The sequence below is a fragment of the Larkinella knui genome, from assembly GCF_003858645.1.
Taxonomy (GTDB): domain Bacteria; phylum Bacteroidota; class Bacteroidia; order Cytophagales; family Spirosomataceae; genus Larkinella; species Larkinella knui.
Window position 1 is genome coordinate 1687663 of sequence record NZ_RQJP01000001.1, and the last position, 19819, is coordinate 1707481.

14 protein-coding genes (1 of these 14 cut by a window edge) are annotated in these 19819 nt (G+C 55.0%); 4 read left to right on the forward strand and 10 right to left on the reverse strand.

Annotation, left to right across the window (positions count from 1 at the left end):
* Positions 1–2: 2 nt before the first annotated feature.
* Positions 3–5969: a non-ribosomal peptide synthetase gene (locus tag EHT87_RS06915; RefSeq protein ID WP_124905152.1), complete on the reverse strand. Its 5967-nt coding sequence runs from the start codon at positions 5967–5969 to the stop codon at positions 3–5.
* A gap of 94 nt (positions 5970–6063) precedes the next feature.
* On the reverse strand, positions 6064–7140 hold the full coding sequence (locus EHT87_RS06920; protein WP_124905154.1) for an endonuclease/exonuclease/phosphatase family protein: 1077 nt from the start codon (positions 7138–7140) through the stop codon (positions 6064–6066).
* 501 nt (positions 7141–7641) lie between these two features.
* Between EHT87_RS06920 and EHT87_RS06925 the strand changes: the two genes are divergently transcribed.
* A complete protein-coding gene (locus EHT87_RS06925) occupies positions 7642–8688 on the forward strand; it encodes a ScyD/ScyE family protein (RefSeq protein WP_124905156.1) in 1047 nt (348 codons plus the stop codon).
* 97 nt (positions 8689–8785) lie between these two features.
* On the opposite strand, the gene EHT87_RS06930 is transcribed toward EHT87_RS06925, so the two are convergent.
* On the reverse strand, positions 8786–9463 hold the full coding sequence (locus EHT87_RS06930) for an endonuclease III domain-containing protein (protein ID WP_124905158.1): 678 nt from the start codon (positions 9461–9463) through the stop codon (positions 8786–8788).
* Between the two features lie 108 nt (positions 9464–9571).
* Between EHT87_RS06930 and EHT87_RS06935 the strand changes: the two genes are divergently transcribed.
* On the forward strand, positions 9572–11950 hold the full coding sequence (locus tag EHT87_RS06935; RefSeq protein WP_124905160.1) for a TonB-dependent receptor: 2379 nt from the start codon (positions 9572–9574) through the stop codon (positions 11948–11950).
* 134 nt (positions 11951–12084) lie between these two features.
* Here the strand turns inward: EHT87_RS06935 and EHT87_RS06940 are convergent, their stop codons facing one another.
* The 5 genes from EHT87_RS06940 to EHT87_RS06960 all read right to left on the reverse strand — a co-directional run bounded on the left by EHT87_RS06940 (position 12085) and on the right by EHT87_RS06960 (position 15993).
* On the reverse strand, positions 12085–13293 hold the full coding sequence (locus tag EHT87_RS06940) for a hypothetical protein (protein WP_124905162.1): 1209 nt from the start codon (positions 13291–13293) through the stop codon (positions 12085–12087).
* Positions 13294–13435: 142 nt separating this feature from the next.
* The gene (locus EHT87_RS06945) at positions 13436–14185 is read right to left on the reverse strand and encodes a pseudouridine synthase (RefSeq protein ID WP_185716154.1); all 750 of its coding nucleotides are present in this window, start codon (positions 14183–14185) and stop codon (positions 13436–13438) included.
* Entirely contained in the window at positions 14185–15327 is a 1143-nt protein-coding gene (locus tag EHT87_RS06950) for a glycoside hydrolase family 5 protein (RefSeq protein ID WP_124905164.1), read from the reverse strand. Before EHT87_RS06950 ends, EHT87_RS06945 begins: the two co-directional genes overlap by 1 nt.
* 110 nt (positions 15328–15437) lie before the next feature.
* Positions 15438–15764: a DUF3140 domain-containing protein gene (locus EHT87_RS06955; RefSeq protein ID WP_124905166.1), complete on the reverse strand. Its 327-nt coding sequence runs from the start codon at positions 15762–15764 to the stop codon at positions 15438–15440.
* 13 nt (positions 15765–15777) lie between these two features.
* Positions 15778–15993 (reverse strand): hypervirulence associated TUDOR domain-containing protein, encoded by a 216-nt coding sequence (locus EHT87_RS06960; RefSeq protein WP_124905168.1) that lies wholly within the window; start codon positions 15991–15993, stop codon positions 15778–15780.
* A gap of 161 nt (positions 15994–16154) precedes the next feature.
* Here EHT87_RS06960 and EHT87_RS06965 point away from each other — a divergent pair, with 161 nt between their 5' ends.
* Positions 16155–17126: an NAD(P)-dependent alcohol dehydrogenase gene (locus EHT87_RS06965; protein ID WP_185716155.1), complete on the forward strand. Its 972-nt coding sequence runs from the start codon at positions 16155–16157 to the stop codon at positions 17124–17126.
* Complete coding sequence (locus tag EHT87_RS06970) at positions 17123–17518, forward strand: hypothetical protein (RefSeq protein ID WP_124905172.1); 396 nt, start codon at positions 17123–17125, stop codon at positions 17516–17518. The genes EHT87_RS06965 and EHT87_RS06970 overlap by 4 nt, the downstream gene beginning before the upstream one ends.
* A 57-nt stretch (positions 17519–17575) precedes the next feature.
* Here the strand turns inward: EHT87_RS06970 and EHT87_RS06975 are convergent, their stop codons facing one another.
* Both EHT87_RS06975 and EHT87_RS06980 read right to left on the reverse strand, forming a co-directional pair.
* The gene (locus EHT87_RS06975; protein WP_185716156.1) at positions 17576–19759 is read right to left on the reverse strand and encodes a putative Ig domain-containing protein; all 2184 of its coding nucleotides are present in this window, start codon (positions 19757–19759) and stop codon (positions 17576–17578) included.
* Positions 19756–19819 carry the final stretch of a beta strand repeat-containing protein gene (locus EHT87_RS06980; RefSeq protein WP_124905176.1) on the reverse strand. 4757 nt of this gene lie beyond the right edge of the window, so only the last 64 of its 4821 coding nucleotides appear in the window; the start codon falls outside the window, past its right edge — the gene reads right to left on this strand; it ends in the stop codon at positions 19756–19758. Before EHT87_RS06980 ends, EHT87_RS06975 begins: the two co-directional genes overlap by 4 nt.

Below are 19819 nucleotides of genomic sequence, written 5' to 3' on the forward strand. Positions count from 1 at the left end.
CATCAACGGGTCAGGTACCCGGACAAAATCGCTCCAATTCTGGCAATAATGGCTTCGTCCCTGAAGAGCGAATAATGGTCACTCTGCAGGGCATGGACTTCGACGCCCTGTCTGGCGTACCGATCCCAGCCAAACGACACGACCCGCCGGGGGTCAACCAAACCGTCTTTTCCGATGGCTCTCAACCACACGACCTTTCCGTCATAGGGTTTGAATGAATAGTTGCGACAGGCCCGTAAGTTTTTCTCAATCAACTCCTTATGCGGACCTGACAACGGGGATTGCCCCGGTGAAACGCCGTTTTTTGCCGACCGGTGTAGCCATGAATGCCGGAGTCGATTCAAAAAAAAGCGACCGGCAACCGGGGCCTTTTTATGAATAAACCGCCAGAGCTGACGGGGGTGTTTTGGCAACGAACGCCAGTACTGATAGTAGTAGTCGACTAGCGGTCCCAATGGAATTTCGTTCGCTTCATTGGGATTCATGGGGTAACTATCGATGAGGGCCACGAGGCTGACTTCTTTTCCAGCTTTTTGCAACTGCCGGGCCATTTCAAAGGCGAGGATACCGCCCATGGAATAGCCCCCGAGCAGGTATGGCCCCTCCGGCTGCTGTTCGAAAATCAACTGAAGATAATAAGCCGCCATGGCTTCAATGGACGACAGTGAGGTGGCAATTCCATCGAGCCCAGCGGCTCGCAATCCATACACCGGACGGTTTTCGGGCAGGTAAGGAGCCAGTTGATAAACATAGCCGATTTCGCCGGAAACAGGATGTATCAAAAACAGAGGAGGACGGTCGCCCTGGGGTTTTACGGCCACCAGAGAAGCCCAGATTCGATCCGCATGGGTCGTTTTTAAATGCAGGGCCAACTTCCGGATCGTTGGGTGAGCGAAAACACTGCCTACCGGAATCGAATGGCCGGTTTGCCGTTGCAACTCGGCGGTCATCTGGAAAGCCATGAGTGAGTGACCGCCGAGGTTAAAAAAATCCTCGTCCAACCCCACGCCGGGAAGCTCCAGCAGCGAACACCACAGAGACCGAAGCAAGTCGACCAGCGGGCTGTCTCCTGGCGACGGGGCGATTTCGCGGTGAAACGGATCGTGGGCTTCGGGCTCTACAACCTTCGTAACCAGCGGTTTTTCAGCCCGGTTTGCAAACGACCCAGCTAGCGAGGCAATTGGTTTGTCGGGCTCCGCGACGAGTTCGTCCAGCAACGTCAGAAAATCCCGCGCAAATCGTTCAATCGTTTGATTCGCAAACAGATCGGACCGGTAATTAAACGTTCCCTGCGCGCCAGCCGGGGTTTCACGAAACGATAAATGCAAATCAAATTTGGCGGTATGCTGCTCGAAAGGCACGGACTCAATCTGTAAACCGGCTAGGTTCCAGTCTTTCGACGTATCCTCCTGAAAATCAAAGAAGCCTTGTACCAGCGGAGAGTAGGCCAATGTCCGGGGCAATTTCAGCGTTTCCACAACCTGTTCAAACGGCAATTCCTGATGATCATAAGCCTCCAGGGCCCAATGACGGATCTGGCGCAATAGCTGCCGGAATGAACAATTTTCCCGGATTTCAATTCGCAGCGCAAGGGTGTTTACAAAAAAACCGATGGTGTGCGCCAGTTCCGGGCGGTTGCGCCCGGCCACGGGAATGCCTACGATGAGGTCATGGCTCCGGGTTACACGGTTCAGCCACACTGAAAAAACCGTTAGCAGGCGCAAAAATACGGTGGTACCCGGTTCTTCCAGCCCCCACCGGATCTGGTGCCAGAAGGCATCCGGCACCGGGAAGGAATAATCGGTTCCTTCGAATGATTGAATGGCGGGGCGCGGTTTGTCGATGGGTAAATTCAACAGCACCGGCGCACCGCTCAGGCGGTTTTTCCAGTAATGGCGTTCCCGTTGCAGCGTTTGCGGGGTGAAATGGGCCAGCTGCCAGCGGGCATAATCGGCATAGTGCAGGGATAACGCTGGCAAGGCAACGGATTGGTGCTGCACCAGCGCCGTATAGGCCCGACTCAGTTCCTTCGCCAGCACCCGCGTTGACCAGCCATCGTAAATAATATGGTGAAACACCAGAAGCAGAACCCAGGAGTCTGCCCCCCGATGAGCGACCCTGATCCGCAGCAAAGGCCCGGTTTCCAGATCGAACGGGCGATAGGCTTCCGTTTGAACCCACTCCGCCAGCGACCCGGTTTTCTGATCCACCTGAACAGGAACCGGACCCGGGGGGGCAATTTGCTGAAACGGCAACCCATCCGTGTGACGGAACGTAGTCCGCAAAATTGGGTGCCGACGCACGATTTCTTCCAGACTTTGCCGCAAAACCGGCACGTTGAGCGGGCCTGCGATTTTTAAGATAATCGGTACATGATACGCCCCGTTCAGGGCATGAAGCTGGTGAATAATCCACAGGCGGTTCTGGGCAAATGAAAGGGGGACAACCGATTCCATTTCCGGTTCTGAAGACGGTTCGGTGGCAGAAATCAGGGGCTGACGCAAGGCCGGATTCTGATCCATAAAGGCACTTAATTGCCGAACCGTCGGGTGGTCAAACAGGTCCTTTAACGTCAGCAGCCGGTTAAAATGGCGGTGAATTCGGGCCGTCAGTTGCATGGCGAGGATGGAACTCCCTCCTATTTCAAAAAAATTATCCTCGCAGCTGCTCGGCTGGTTGTTTAAAACAGCCGTCCACAAGGGCAACAGGGCGGTTTCGGTTGGCGTCCGGGCCTCACCACCGGGCGTATGATTTTGCCGGAAGGCCGGAGGGAGTTTTTTTTTGTCCAGTTTGCCGTTGGCGGTAAGCGGCAGGGCGTCCAGTGGAACAAAAGCAGCCGGGATCAGGTGCCGGGGAAGTTTGGTTTGCAGAAACGCCCGCAACTCCTCCGGCACAATGGTCACGTCCGGTCGGGAAACGAGGTAAGCCGCCAGGGCCTTATTTCCCGGCGTGGGTTCGGCAACCACCACCACGGCTTCGGCCACCGTCGGATGAAGACAAAGCACATGCTCAATTTCGCCCGGTTCGATCCGAAAACCGCGGATCTTTACCTGGTCGTCGAGTCGACCCAGAAACTCCAGGGTTCCGTCGCTCCCGTATCGGGCCAGATCGCCCGTGCGGTACAGCCGCCGACCCGGTTCCGGAGCATAGGGATCGGGAATAAATTTCTGGCTGGTCAATTCCGGCTGAAACAGGTATTCCCGGGCTAATCCGTCTCCGCCAATGAGCAACTCCCCCGGAATTCCCACCGGAACCGGATTGAGAAATGAATCGACCAAATACAATTGGGTATTGCTGACGGGCTTGCCGATCGGAACGGAACTGGCTGCCAAATCAGCCGCAGACAGGGTATGAAAACTGGCGAATGTGGTGCTTTCCGTTGGCCCATAGCCATTGATCAAGGTACAGTGCGGTACCTGCCGCCGGGCCCGGCGCATGTGTTCGGCGGAAGCGGCCTCCCCGCCAGTCACCAGCTGTGTAAGGGAATGAAGGTGTTCAATACCGCTGTCGACGAGCACGTTAAACAGGGCGGTGGTAAAAAAAGCCGTATTGACGGAATGGGTTTGAATGGTTTGTTTGATTTCCTCCAGACCGGGGTGCGTGTCGGTGAGCAGAACCAGTTGCCCCCCGTTTGCCAGACAGCCCCAGATTTCCAGCGTCGAGGCATCAAAAGCCAGTGGAGCCAACCCCAACATGACGGTGGATTCGTCCAAACGAATATAATTGGCCCCTTTGACCAGGCGGACCACGCCCCGGTGCGGAATGGCAACGCGTTTCGGCTGACCCGTAGAACCCGAGGTAAACAGCACATAAGCCAGGTGATCTGCGCGGGAAACCGTGTTGGTATTGTCCCTGTTTTCACTCGCCCAGGGGGCCGGTTCCTGATCGGAAAGAAGGCAGGTACGACCTTCCGTCGGGAACCGGTCAAGCCATTCTTCGGTCGTCAGAATGAATTGAAGGTTGGTCTGGTTGCTCAGTTCGGCCAGTCGCCCGGCCGGGTAAGACGGATCGAGCGGCACATAAGCGGCCCCGGCTTTCAGAATAGCCAGCAAATGGATGATCATTTCCGGTGAGCGCTCCGCACAAAGTCCAACCAGCGAATCTGGTTTTACGCCTTGTCGTTGCAGGTACCGGGCCAGCTGATTGGCCCGCTGGTTGACCTGCTCATACGTCAGACTAACCGACCCGCAACGCAGGGCAATAGCCTGGGGCCGTTGCCGAACCTGCTCCTCCACAAGTTCAGAAATCGTCTGATCACGAGGATACGGAACCGCGGTTGCGTTCCAATCCACCAGCATGCGCTGGCGCTCATCCGGCGTAAGTGTGCTTACGGTTTTCAGGGGTTGTGACGGATCGTTTTCCAGATTTTCCAGTACGATCAACCAGCGGTTTACCAGTTCCTTCACCGGGCTGGCGTCGCAAACGGCGGAGTCATAAGCAAGCCGGCAACTGCCAGCGTCCGAAACCACCAGGGTGAGTGTTTTTGAATACGTCGCCGGACTATTTTCGTCGGCCGACCGTTGAATCACGATCGGAAACCCGTGCTCCCGGAGGACTTGGGCGGTCGGCTGAAGCGCGGGTTGGCCCGCCATCCAGTCGCGGGCGAAGGTCAGGTTTTCGTCAAGAATTTCCCGCTTCCGGCGAAACTCGGCTACGGCTTTTTCGAACCCCGATTCCCAGTCGAAACCCACCGTAAACGGCAGGCAATCGGCCAGTAAACCGGCCGTTTCAGCCGCCATTCGTGCACTTACCGCCGAACAATACCCAACGCCAACGGCGGGCTGATTACTGAATCGAGCCACCGTAATCAGAAAGGCCGTGAGGAGCCTGTCGGTTTTTTCGACCAGCGACTCCACGGCATCAAAAGCCGGTATGCCAACGGAACTTAAATCGATTTCAAGAAATTCAACGGCTGGTTTCCGGCTTTTTTCAACGGTTCGGGGAGAAACCAGCGGAAGGGCGGTCGGGGAAAAACCGCGGATTTGTTCCCGCCAGAAGGCCTGATGCCGGACGGATTTGACATCGGCCTGATGATAGTGCTGACGAAAACCGGCATCGGGCGGTGGCAACACCTGACCTTCGGCCAGATCGTACCGTTGACCGAGTTCGCCAATGGAAACCGACTCGTTGGCCAGCGTCGTCAAAGCCCGGATAACCAGCGAACCGTGGGCCGTTGAAATCCGTAACACACTGGCTTCGAGGGCCATGATGGTTCCCGGAGTGCCCGATTCAGCCGTAGCATCCAAGTCACTGAGGTCTTTAATCAGTAGAAAATCCCCGCCAAACCGGATCTTGAGGTACCCAAACGGATTGGGATGAAAACCAAAATCGAGGGCCCGGAATAAGCGGGTGGTTTCTGCGGCTGATTTCTGAAAATCGATGAACGTGTCGGGGCGCTTTTGCCGCCCAAAGTACGACCGTTGAGCCCTATCCTGCGGCTGCCCTACTGGCGAACCGGACGTCAGGTCAGCAACCAGTTCCCGAAAAGATGCGACTGCCGCCGAATAACATTTGATGTTTATCCGAATGGACGTTTCGTCGGAATCGATTGGAAAACGGCGCTGTTTCAGAATAGCACCGGTGTCGATTCCGGCATCGATACGGTGCCAGGTGACGCCATGCGTTTTTTCCTGATTGACCAGCGACCAGAACGTGGCATGCACGCCCGCGTAGGCGGGTAACGGCCCGTCGTGGTAATTAATGGCACCGCGCCGGGGCAGGCGAAGCACCGACTCGGGCAGAATCAGATCGTTGGTGATACTGAACAGAAAATCGAAGTTTTCCGGTTCTAAAACCGGCTCCAATGGCCGCCCGGAATCCAGATACCGAATGCCCGACTCTTCACAATACCGGCGGACGGCGGGGTCATCGGAAAGTATACCTTTCAGTTGAAAGTCATTTTGCCGGAGAATCGTGGCGCATTCAATCAACAAGGTATCCTTACCAATAATAAAGCACGAGTAAGCCATGTGGCGTTGATGAATCGGACGTGGTCGATGCAATATACCCCACAACGTGAAGTTATAAAAACCGCACGGCAGATTGGTCCTTTACCGGATGTCGTTACGATTCGCCCGCCCGCTCAATAATCTCTTCGGTCTCCTGCAGATCATCTTTTTCGGGTTTCGGAACGTCATCCGCAACGGCTTCGGGAGCGTAGATCAGGGAAATCAGGATGGGAAAATGATCCGAACCGCAATTCGGCAACCGGCGGAGGGAGCGTAATTTAAAATGGTGAGAGACAAAAACATGATCGAGCGGCCACCGTAAAAAGAAATACCGCGCGTGAAACGTGTTGTAGAGCCCCCGGCCAATGCGGGGGTCCAGCAATCCGCTGATGCGCTGAAAAAGCCGCGTCGAGTGCGACCAGGCCACATCGTTCAGGTCGCCCGAAACGATAATGGGTTCCTTATGGTTTTTGGCTTCTTTGCCAACCAGGAGCAATTCGGCGTCGCGCTCCGTCGACCGGTAATGTTCCGTCGGGCTGGGCGGCATGGGATGAATGCCGTAAAAATGAATCCGTTGCCCCGAATCCATCTCCAGCTGCGCGTAAATCGAAGGAATATCATCCTGAATCAAAAACCGCAGTTCCTGGTGCCGGATCGGCAGTCGCGAATAAAACAACAACCCGTAGGTGTTTTCGAGCGGGTGCAGAATTCGGTAGGGAAAATGGTTTTCCAGGGGTTCCAAAGCGGATTTCCACCGTTGGTTAGCTTCCAGAATCAGCACCACGTCAGGCTGGTATTTTTCTACCAGTTTCAACACATCGGGGCACTTCGTGTTGTCCATGAACACGTTGGCGTTCAAAATCCGGATGCGGTTTGGCTCTGACGGGTCGTCTTTCGCACGCTTCCCGGCGAATTTAACCTGCTTGGCGTGCAGTGGCGTAAAAGGGTAAATCAGCCAGCCTTCATACAACAACGCAGCCAGTAGTCCGCCCACCGCCAGCAGCATGGGCCATTCGGTATTGCGGCTCAACGCAGCCCAGCCCAGCAGCCCAATGGCGGCCAGCACCGTAAGCTGCAGGTGCGGAAAATCCCAGATCCGGATCCACCAGGCGTCGATCCGAATCAGATGTACAAACGAAATGACGGTAACAAAACAGGCGTATCCAATCAGAAAAAACTCTACGTTGCTCATTACAGGGGTTCAGTGGGCTATTCGCAGGCTAAAAAACGAAGCAAGGTAGAGATTAATCCGCAAATTTTTTTGAAACTCATCACCACAGCAACAAGCTCCGTTCCGGTTTATGGGCCACTGGATGGCGTGCCTGGCCCACCACCCGTTCCGGCAGTTCGGACAACAAATTCCTGTAAATATACCGCCTGGCACTCAATTGGCGGTTTTTCCGCCTGATTTCCGGCTTTTTTGGGCCACCTGAAACATCTCTTATCGTTTTTGGAACATTCCTTATCGTTTCCGATGGGAGTCGCCGGGTACCTTTGGGGGCGTTGGGAACACTCCCGATTGTGACAAATAACCCTAACATTCTCGTCGTATGAAAACCACTTTAAAATCACCCGAATGCACTTCACCAACCTAGAATAGCCTGAAAAACCAGCCTGTTCTACTACAACCCAGTTCGTTTCACGTTTGAAAACTACCCTTTTTCCATTCATCACCCCTACAAAACAGTCGATAATGAATACGACCCGTATTACCATTCAGTCTTTGCTGGCCCTGTTACTGGTCAGCAGCTTACTTTTCGGCGTTACCAGTTGCTTCCAGCAAATCCAGGATCACCGGTTTCCGAATCCGACGGCCTTTTCAGCCGCCCAAGGCCCGCCTTTTGCTGCCGGACTCAATTTTCCGATCGGACTGACCGAAGATAACAAAGGCAATGTGTGGGTGACCGAAGTCGGAAGCGGAACCGTCAACAACGGTCAGGTCTCGGTGATCACGCCAACCGGAACCTTCCCGGTAATTACCGGTTTTAAATCTGGCATTAGTCCCGAGAATTCACCCGAAGGGCTGAACCACCTGCTTTATAAAGATGGCAAGCTTTATATCCTCCACGGCACCGACGAAGCTCTTTACATTGTGGATGTCTCCACCTTCGTTCCGGGCACCAGTGCCCCGATTTCGGCCAGTTCTCCCTTGCTCACCAAAATTGACATTGGCCCGTTCGTGCGCAAGGCCCACCCCAACGCACCGGATGAGGAACATTCCAATCCGTTCAATCTCGCTTTCGGGCCAAATGGTGATCTGTTTATCACCGATTCCGGCGCAAATGCCATTATCCGGTGGGCCAAATCGAATGGTGAATTGAGCGTTTATGCCGTTTTTCCGGACATAACAGGCCCCCTGTCGGGTGATGTAGTGCCTACCGGAATCATTTTCGATGGGACAAAATTCTGGGTTTCGTCCCTGACGGGTGCGCCTTTCGTGAACGGAGTAGCCCGTATTTACCAGGTTACGCCGTCCGGAAATACGGGGGTTGTTACCGAATATAAATCAGGATTTACCGGCATGACTGACATTGCTTTAACTCCGGGTGGAAAACCCATTGTTACGGAGTTTGGATTTTCAGGGACGGGACGGTTAGCCAACGGTGACGATGCCACCGTGTCCTTGTTTACACCGGCGATTACACCTGTCGATATACTCGCCAGTACGACCAATGCCGACACCTACTACATCCTGTATTATGGACCGGGATTGATCATAAAAATCACCGCAACAAATTAAAACGCGGCTTTTAAAGAACCGAATCTGGGCAATGATCCCGAGTGATTGAGAATAGTTATCAGTCACTCGGGATCGTTGCTCAGGTTCGGTTATATTCCTACTGTTTACCCTGAAAATAATCACAGTGAAGTTTCAAAACACACGACTGGCATTTCGGGTAGCTCCAGGTACAGATCCGCTGGCCGTGCCAGTAAAAATGCTTGTGAAAATTGAACAGAACCGTGGCATCCGGGGGCAAATACCGCAGCAAAATCGCGTGCGCTTTCTCGGCGCTGACTTTCGGACCAATCAGACCCAGGCGCTGCGAAACCCGGTGCACGTGGGTATCCACCGGCAATACCGGTTTTTGAAAATTGAAGAGTAACAACAGCGTGGCGGTTTTTAGCCCAACACCCGGCAGGGCCGTCAGCCAGGTCATGGCGGCTTCGTTGGTCATTTCCCGCAGAAAATCAACGTTTGCTTCCCCACGTTCGGCAATAATCCGGGCCAGAATCTGCTTGATCCACGGGGCCTTGATCTCCGGATAGTTGGAGGTCTGAATAGCTTCCGTCAACTCCTCGACCGGGGCATCCCGAATGGCTTCCCAGGTGCCAAATCGTGCCATCATCGTGCGGAAAGCCGTTACTTCATTGGCGTGGGTAGTCCGGTGCGACAAAACCGTGGCAATCAACTCGTGCATGGGTTCCAATCGCCCATAAATGGCCTGAATACCATAGTGTTGATTGAGAATTTCGTGAACCAGCAGCGTTTTCCCGGTCGCGTCATCAGTTACCATCGAAAAAATGATCAGGTGATTTTTTCAAGAACAACGCTTTGTTCATAGACTTGGTTAATTGTCGTTGTACTTTTACTGCCGTATACAGCCTAATCCTGCGAACCCAAAATGACGACGGCTTTCTTTGGAAGAACTCTATTTTTTTGTCAAGTAACGCTGCTGGCCCTGGCCGGTTTTTGCCAAACACCCACCCAAACCATCCGCGGAACCGTTTACGACGGTCCTCAGGGCCGCCCGCTGGCCGGAGCTTCCGTGAGTGTGCAGAGCAGCGGAGCGGGCCCTTCCAATTTGGGAACGATTACCGATGAGCAGGGTCATTTCCGGCTCACTCCTGTCTCCGTAGGTCGCCATCAGCTTCGCGTTTCTTTCGTGGGCTACGAACCGAGCATCATCAACGAAGTGCTGGTGGAATCCGGCAAAGAGCAGGTCCTGGAAATTCACCTCCAACCCGGGGTTACCCAATTGGGTGAAGCCACGGCCATCGGCACCCGCACCGACCGGACCATCAGCGCCGAACATATCACCATTGAACAGGTCCTGCGGTTTCCGGCGTCGTATCTCGACCCGGCCCGACTGGCATCGGCCTACGCCGGAGTGGTTACGACCAACGATGGCACCAATAACATTTCGGTACGCGGTAATTCGCCCAACAGCTTGATCTGGCGGCTGGAAGGCGTTGAAATCGTCAATCCCAACCACCAGAGCAATGCCGGAACCATCGGCGACCGACCCACGGCGTCGGGCGGTGGTGTCAATATGCTGAGTGCCCAGCTCCTGGGCACCACCCGGTTTCTGACCGGTGCCTTCTCGCCCGAATACGGCAATTCTGTCGGTGGGGTGATGGACATGAGCCTGCGTCCGGGCAACAACGAGCGCCACGAATTCATCGCCCAGGCCGGTTTGATCGGCCTGGATCTGGCAGCCGAGGGACCGATTTCAAAGCAAAAAGGTTCTTCCTATCTCGTCAACTACCGGTATTCGTTTACGGGATTGCTGGGCGCACTCGGCGTCACGTTCGGGGGTGAAGACATCCGGTTTCAGGATTTGTCCTTCAATCTTACCTTTCCGACCCGCCAGGGTGGCCGGTTTACGGTTTTTGGCGTAGCGGGCAACAGCAGCAACGACTTTAAAGCCCTGGCAGAAAATGAACAAACGCAGGACAAAGACCGCAATTCCATCTCGTTCACCACGCGCATGGGGGCCGGGGGCCTGACCCTGACTCAACCGGTTGGAAGGCGGATTTTGTGGAAAACGGCCCTGGTTTTGTCGGCTAACAACAGCAATCGCAATCTCGAGTCGGCGGGCAATGCCCGCTTCCGGTCCAACTACGAAATGGACGACCAATCGGGCGCCCGGTCGTCGCTGACCAGTTCGTTACAGTACCGGATCAATGCCCGAAACAGTTTCAAAGCGGGTTTATACCTGACCCGGGCGTACAATTCCGTGGATGTCTGGCGGGGTATTAACCCGCCACTGACCAGTTCGGCCAACGGAGCCCTGTTTTCGGGTTCGGTTCAGGGCTGGATCATCCAGCCGTACGCCAATTACCAATGGTTACCCACTGACAACCTGACCGTTAACGCGGGTTTATTCTACAATACCTTTACTTTCAATAAAAGCCGGTCGCTGGAGCCCCGGGCTTCGATTCGCTGGGAGCCGATACCCGGCAAAGCCCTGACGGTGGCCTACGGTTTACACAGCCAGCCGCAACTGCCGCAGGTTTACGTTTCCAAAAGAGCGTTGCCGTCTTTGCCGGACTACAACAACGAATCGCTCGGATTTACCAAAGCGCACCATGTGGTAGCGGGCTATACGCACCAGTTAAGTCCGGATAGTTATTGGAAAATCGAGGCTTACTCCCAGATGCTGTTCGATGTTCCGATCAGCCGTTTGGCGGGCAGTGCGTTTTCGGCCCTTAACCTGATCGAAGCGTACGTCAATGAGCCGCTGGTGAATGCGGGAAAAGGCCGCAACCGGGGTATAGAGGTCACGTATCAGAAGTATTTATCGAAAAATTATTATCTGCTGGCGGCTGGCTCGCTCTACGATTCGAAATACCAGGCCGCCGACGGCGTATGGCGCAGTACGCGTTTCGATGGCGGTTTTACGTCCACCTTAACGGCCGGGAAAGAATGGTTGAGAAACCGGGAAACCAGAAGCCGGATCTGGGGTGTCAACGGGCGGATTTCGTACCTGGGTGGTTTGCGTGACCGGCCCATCGACCCGGTTTTGTCGCAGCAAACCAACACGACGGTTTACGGCAGCGACCTTTTCAGCGTTCGTTTCCCGAATTACTTTCGAACCGATCTGCGGATTTACTGGAAAAAAAGCAAAGCGCGGTACAGCCGAACCCTCTCGCTCGATCTGCAAAATCTGACCAATGCCCAGAATGCTTTTTACAGTTATTTCGATGCCTTTCAGGGGAAAGTAATTCAAAAATACCAGCTTGGACTAATTCCGGTAATTAATTACCGCTGGGAGTTTTAACGCTTTCGTGTTATGTATTCACTCCTGATTACCAGATAATTAAATTCCCTTACAACACCATTTACAATAAATTAAAACATAAGTACCTGTCTGGTTAACGCCGTTAGATTTCATGAATCGGTAGCGTGGTATGCCTAATCATGGGCATATCTTGAGCGCAGCCGCCGGGCGACATCGTAGGCGAGTTCATCGCGCATGCTATCGTAGAGTTGCCAGCGGGCTGGGGCAAAAAAGTCGGCGGTTTTTAGCGAATTTCCGTTGAGCGCCCGATCGTCACCACTGAAAGTTTCCCACACGGTAACCCAGCAACGGCTTTCCCAAACGGGTTCCTCCCACAAAACTTTTCCGGTTTCCGTATCCAACGCCCGCATTCGCAAGTCCAGCCCGGCGCGAATTTCCCGACGATGGGTGGTCAGGGTGCCACTTACCTTCTCCATTACATCGACCTTAGTCGAGTCATTGATCTTCTTCTCGCCTACTTTATACAATTGATTGCTGTAAACGGTGGTGGAAGTGGCCGAAATGGTTTCGTTGAAGGGCGAATAACCGGTCACCTGCATCTGGACGGCCTGGTGAATCATGAAGGTATCGCCAGCCTGTTCATTGGGCAGATAAAGTTGTACAAAGGTCGAGGGTTTCGGATTTCGGTCAATGTGCCCAAAAATAAGCTGCTGCAGTTGCTGATTATCGCGGGGACTAATTTCTCCCGTCGGGCTCAGCGGTTCGATCACGACGCGGAGGATGGCAAACGGCAGAACCGCTGCCGATTTAGCGCGGGCTTGCCGGTAATCGGGTACCCAGTCCATCGCTTTTTGGTAGTTCTGATACGCTTCTTTAGCCGCCAAACGGTTTTCTTCGCGGAAAGAAAAGGCTTGCTCGGCAACCTGGTAGCGGTCGGCCGCGGCCAACTCCCGGACTTCATTTTGCCGATCGACGTACGAAGAGGGGTAGGCCGACAACCACGCCAGACAGGCATCACAGGGCCGGGCTGACCCCCGCCCTGCGAATCCACGCCGGGCGTTATCCGTCAGGGTTTGAAGCTGGGTATATTCCCGAAACACGGTTTCCCATCGAAAAGCGGGTTGATTGGGGTCTGAGGGTGGTGCCGAAGATAGCCGTCGGATAGCGGCCTGATGCTGATTATAAGCATGGATGAAGGCTTCTTTCAACACCTGGGGAGCCATTTCGTGGCCGCGTTTAAAGAAGCCGCGCGGCTGATTGAGTCGCTGGGAAGCTCTTTTAACAGCAAGGTCAAAATTACCCTGCTTGAGCGCAGTTTTGCCACTACTGCAAGCGGTTAGCAGCGTAATGACTAAACCGAAAAACAGAACCGGACGAATCATACCGTCAACTCTTTTGGCCTTTTGACCGTTTGCCCAGGAGTTGGTTTAGCATTGACCCCTAAATGTGGCTTCCCGTTGGATCGCCGATCCATTATTTTCAACGAAACCGATCCGGGGTCAGGCTGAAATCCGGGTCGATTTCTTATGGCAGCTTTTCGCCAAATAAAACGTCCAGCATTCGCCTGAATTCGGACTGAAACGGCGCGTCAATCACTACGTTTTCTGCCGAAACCGGGTGCCGAAACCGGATTTGTTGCGCGTGTAACAGCATGGTTTCCATTCCAAAATGCGCCTTGAACAGCTTATTCTGTTTGTTACAACCGTGGGGCCGGTCACCAATAATCGGGTGAAAAATATGCGCCATGTGCTTCCGGAGCTGGTGCATCCGGCCCGTCGTGGGCGTCAGCTCGACGAGCGAATACCGGGATGTCGCGTGTTTGCCGAACGGCAAAGCCACTTCAGTGCGCCGGAGCGTCTTCAGCCGGGTAAATGCCTCCTGCACCACCCCCGGGCCGACGCTTCGGTCGTCGCGCCGGAGCGGGTAGTCGATTTCCTGTTCATCGTCGGTATAGCCCCGCACAATGGCCTGATAGGTCTTGTGTACCTGCCCATCCGCAAACTGCTGTTGCAGGGCCGAATTCAGGGTTTCATTCAGCGCAAACAGCAGAACGCCACTGGTTTTCCGGTCCAGCCGGTGGGCGGGATACACGCGCTGCCCCAATTGATCGCGCAGCAACTGAACCGCAAACTCGCTGGCGTCACTGGCTATCATCGACCGGTGAACCAGCAAACCGTGCGGCTTGTTGATTGCCACCAGATCGGGCGATTGATACAGAATGGAAAGTATTTTACGCTCGTTGATTGGATTCAAAACCGGCAACTCCTCTCCCATCAGTATTTCGCCATCAGATTTAACAACTTCCGGTCCAGTTTATGGCCGTGCCAGTCTTCATACGCCACGTCGGACCGGCGCGAGTCCAGCACGCCAAAATCACCGCTGAATTCCCAGAGTGCGAACCCGATTCCGTTGGACGAAAGAATGTCGAGCACGTCGCCAAACCAGGCCAGAAAAACATCGTGGGGGGTTTTGTTCCAGGCACCGCATTCGCCACAGTGAACGCCGACGCCCTTGTTCACCAACTCGATCCACGGTTTGTAAAACGTTTCGAGCAGGGCGCGGCTGAGGTATTTTTCGCCCACCTGCCCCGGCCATTTGGGGGTCGGCAGGTTTTCGGTATCTTTGTTGGCCCAGGGTGCTTTGTAATGCGAAATGATACCGGGATTGTAGCCCCGGCAACTTTGGGCAATGTCCAGATCCGCAATTTCGGGAATAACCGATGAGCCGGTATCATTGCCGTCGGCAATCACCAGATGTTTTGGATTTTCCCGGCGAATAGCCTCCGAAGCCGCCAGAGCCACTTTTCGATAGATTGCTCCCGGCACCGAACTGCGTTTGGAAAGCTGGTCGTTCATGTCTTCCCGCATGCTCGGTTCGTTCAACAGATCGAAACTGATCTTTTGCGACGACACGTTTTTATACCGTTTTGCCCACAGGTTCCAGTGGAAACAAAAGGCATCGAGCGCTTTCTGATCGGTCCACAGGTTATAGGGCTCGTGAAATCCGGCATTGACGCAGTAACCCGGTGCGCGGTGCAGGTTCAGGCTGACGTGAATGTTGTATTTGTGGGCCATTGCCACCAGGCGATCGATCCGGTCAACGGCCTGTTCATCAATTTGATAGACTTCGTCGGGTGTAATGTTGCGGCTTCTGTCGAATTTTACATACGCCGGATACGCCATCGGCAGCCGGACAAAATCAAAGCCCCAGTCGCGCATCCACTTGAAATGGTCTTCTTCGGTAGCCTTACGACCCTGGGCGGGATTGGGCGAAAAGAAATCCAGCAGATTAAATCCTTTCCATTTCGGCAGTTTGTTTTTTGCCGCGGGCGAGGGTGCGGCCAAAACCGCCGGTCCGGAAGCGCTGACAGCCGCAGCCAGCAAACCGGTCTGTTGAATAAAAAATCGGCGTTGCATGAATGATCAGAATAGGTGCTACGCAAACTTACGGAAAAAACGGTATTGGGTTGCTGACGCGCGCCTGATGCCACCGCCTAATCCGCGCGCCAGCAACCCGATACCGTATCTTACTCCGGATTATGCCCCCAGTTTTTGAGCGAATATGCCCAGTTGCTTCCTTTTTCGTCTTTGGGACGCTGGGCGCGGTGGCGTTTGATGTAGCCGATCACCTTGCGCATGTGTTCAATATCCTGCGCATCGAGGTCGGCCCGCTTTTTCTGTTTGATCTTGATGATTTTTTCGCCCGACTTATGCCCGACCGATTCGCCGTCTCCGCTATCCATACCGACCGATTTCGATTCGTCGGTTTTCAACCAGTTTGCCAGTTCCGAAGGCGACATATTCACCAGTTCGCCAAATTCGTCGATTACCGCTTTTTTTTCTGCCTCATCCATCGCGTTTTACCCGTTACTGGTGCATTTTTTCAACCTCACTTTGCAGTTTCAGGACCAGTTGTTTGTCGTCCTGTTCGATCACCAGGGCCGGGTTGTCAGCCGATCCGTTCCGTTTGACTTTCGTGCCTTTGATGGTCTTTTCGATCTCCTCTTTGTGGACTTCCACCACCTTCCCTTCGGCCTGGTTACCGGCATACTGCCAGCGCACCGAATCTCCTTTTTTGACCATGAGCGTCCTTGTTTTGATGAATACCGCTTAACGGAATGTGGCAAAAAAATGTTTTGCGACACAAAACTTCCCGATCATCGGATACGCCGGGTCCTAAAATAAATAAACCTCTCGTCCCGCTGGACGGTTTACTGGTGAATCATCAATCAGACGCAACAACGATGAAAGCAGCCATCATCAATCAATACGGCGACAGCCATGAATTACTTGTGCAGGAAGTGCCCAATCCCCTGATCGACCGGCAGGATGATCCGCACCAGGTCCTGATTCGCGTTCATGCAGCTGGCATCAATCCCGTCGATACCAAATTGCGGCAAGGCGGTTTAAAAGTCGTGCAACCAGGTGATTTTCCGAAAATTCTCGGTCTCGAGTGTGCCGGCATCATCGAGCAGGTGGGCCTGATGGTGACCGACCTGAAACCCGGCGACCGCGTTGTGGCTTCCCTGGGAATGACGGGCGGTGGATACGCTGAATACGCCGTTGCGAAGGATACGAATGTCGCCAAACTGCCCGATGAAGTGGATTTTGTTCAGGCCGCAGCCATGCCCGTTGCCGCCGGAACCGCCCTGCAGGCCCTGCGCGACAAAGGCCACCTGCGTCCGGGCGACCGGGTGCTGATCAACGGTGCCACCGGCGGGGTGGGGACGTTTGCCATTCAGATTGCCAAATTACTGGGCGGTCTGGTGACGGCGGTTTGCAGCACCAACGGCGTTGCCCTGGCCCGCCAGCTGGGGGCCGATCAGGTAATCGACTACAACGTGGCCGATTTTACCAAAAGCATTGAAAAGTACGACCTGGTTTTCGACGCCGTGGCCAAAAGCTCGTTCGATGAATGCCGGGCTATTTTGACCGAATCCGGTAGTTACGTCACGACCGTGCCTTCGCCCAAACAGGTTCTTGAACAGGTCGTCACCACCTTTACCCAGCAAAAAGCCGAATCGCTGCTCTTTCGTTTTACGCGGGAAGATATGAACTGGCTGCTGAAACAGGCCGCGGAAGGGCAACTCCGGGCGGTGGTTGAACGAACTTACCGACTGAATGAACTCGCCCTGGCCCATGCCGAAAGCGAAGCGGGGCATGTAAAAGGGAAACTGGTGGTAATAGTCACGGAAAACGAACCGGCAAAATCATGAAAGCACTATTCATTCTGCTGCTGCTGATGGGAGGATCAGCCGTAGCCCAAACCAAAACGGCAACAGCAACACCCCCATCGGTGGTTACCGCCATTGAAGGCATCACCGACAAACGCTTTCTGCCCGACACGGCGATCGCGGCTTTGTCGGACGAGGACGAAAAGTTGCTGGCGAAAGAACCGGTAGCCAATTGGGGACTGCCGCAGGAATCCGGCAAAGACATGACCTATTATAACCTGGTGATTGGCACCCGTTCGTATCAATTGCTGATTACCAAATCACCGAAAGCGGTATTTTCGACGGCAACTCTGCTGCGTTTTGCGGACCCCAAATCCAAACCGGAAATGATTGCGCGGGGCACGCTCAAACCCAAAGAAGAAAAGCCGAAATAACGATTTCATGCAGTATAGGCAGGCCCGCCGACCGATGAGTTGGCGGGCCTGCTTTCATTAATTGGCTTTCAGAATGGACAGTGCTTTCGTCTTTTTCAGGGTGTTCACCCGCAGCAACAGGAGTCCGGGTGCCTGACCGGCGACCGAGATCCGAAGCCGCTCGACCACCGCCGGTTTTTCTACGGTTTGATGAGCCACGGCGCGTCCCTGAAGATCGGTCAATTGAATCTCCAGCCGCTCCCCGGCTGCGCCACGCACCTCCAGTTCTACCTGATCTCCGACAACCGGATTACCCAGAACCGCCACCTGCAGGTCCTCGATAGGCTCAGCCGACAACCGCGCTCCGGCGCACTGGTACGCCTTGGGTGAGCCCTTCAACAGGTACGTCGAACCCAGTATGCGCGCCAACACCAGCGTGCCATTCGTCAGCCCGGCCGGAGCCGTAAAGTTGTAGGCATGAGCGCCGTTGCCCTTTCCCGCATCCTTTAGATCCTGCCGGTAAATGTTGGCCAGCGTACTGCCCAATACCGTAATGTTTCCCGGACTGCTTTCGGTATAAAACTCCACCGTCAAGGGCGTGTTCGCCTTGTTCCGATCCCAGACCCAGCCCCGGATGCCCCCACAGTCGAGCTTATCCAGATACCCCTCGAAACTGCCCGTTACCGTCGTCGTCTCGGCCGGATTGACCGTCAACTGAAAGCTTACGCTGTTGCTGGCACCCGGTCCGTCGGTGGCCTGATAGGTCAGCACAAACGTACCCGCCTGGGTGGGAACACCGCTGATGATGCGGTTGGGCATTTCCAGACTTAAACCGGCCGGTAAACCGGTCAAGGTGTAGGTCAAGGCACCGCCTTCGGGGTCAGTGAAGGCCACCAGTGTTCCGGAGAAAGGAACCCCGACCTGGGCGACCAGCGGAGCAATGAGCACCGTTGGCACGGGCGGCTGGGGTGGTTTGTTGCCACCGGGCGTGGTGTTGGGCGAACAGATCAGGGCTTTGGGCGAGTCTTTCAGCACGAAAGTATTGCCCGTCACGCGGGCCGAGAGGCTGTGCGCCAAGCCGTCTTTGAGATTAGTGGGGATGGACCAGAAAAACGCATGTTTGCCGTTGCCCTTGCCTGCATCGAGTAGATCCTGGCGGAACTCGCCAGCGGAGATGGTGGCAATGACCGTAGTGCCGTCCAAAATATCGATGGTGATGGCGGTATTGGGTTTGTTGCGGTCCCAGACCCAGCCCCGGAAAGTGGAGCAGTCGGCCCCGTAGATAAACCCGTCGAACGAACCCGTCACCGTGGGAGATGCTACGACAACGGCCACGCTGGCGGGGTCACTGATGCATCCGTAGACGGTGCAGGTAGCCTGATAACTGAACGTGCCGGGAGATGTGGTTGCAACCAGAATGGAACCGGTGCCGGACGTTCCTCCCGGTCCGGTCCAGGTAACCGTTCCTGCGCAGTTATCAGCCGTCAGGTTTACGACAGGCGCTCCCTGGGCAACGGTGGTGCTGGTCAAATTCGGCACGGCTGGCGTCACTATTTGGCTACCAACGACCACACTGGTCCAGGCCGTACACCCGTTGCCCGCGGTCACCGTCACCGAGTACGTGCCCGCACTGGTGATGGAACGAACCGCATTGGTCGACTGGTCTTCCCAACGGTAGGTACTGCCCCCGCTGGCCGTCAGACTTACCGCCGGACTGGCGCAGGTCAATGTCGCACTCGAGGGGGTGATCACCGCCGTGGGCGCTTGACTGTCACCCCCAACGACCACACTGGTCCAGGCCGTACACCCGTTGCCCGCAGTCACCGTCACCGAGTACGTGCCCGCACTGGTGATGGAACGAACCGCATTGGTCGACTGGTCTTCCCAACGGTAAGTACTGCCCCCGCTGGCCGTTAGGCTTACCGCCGGACTGGCGCACGTCAGCGTCGCACTCGAGGGAGTGATCACCGCTGTGGGGGCTTGGCTGTCACCCCCAATGACCACACTGGCCCAGGCCGTACACCCGTTGCCCGCGGTCACCGTCACCGAGTACGTGCCCGCACTGGTGATGGAACGAACCGCATTGGTCGACTGGTCTTCCCAACGGTAAGTACTGCCCCCGCTGGCCGTCAGACTTACCGCCGGGCTGGCGCAGGTCAATGTTGCACTCGAGGGGGTGATCACCGCTGTGGGGGCTTGGCTGTCACCCCCAATGACCACACTGGCCCAGGCCGTACACCCGTTGCCCGCGGTCACCGTCACCGAGTACGTGCCCGCACTGGTGATGGAACGAACCGCATTGGTCGACTGGTCTTCCCAGGG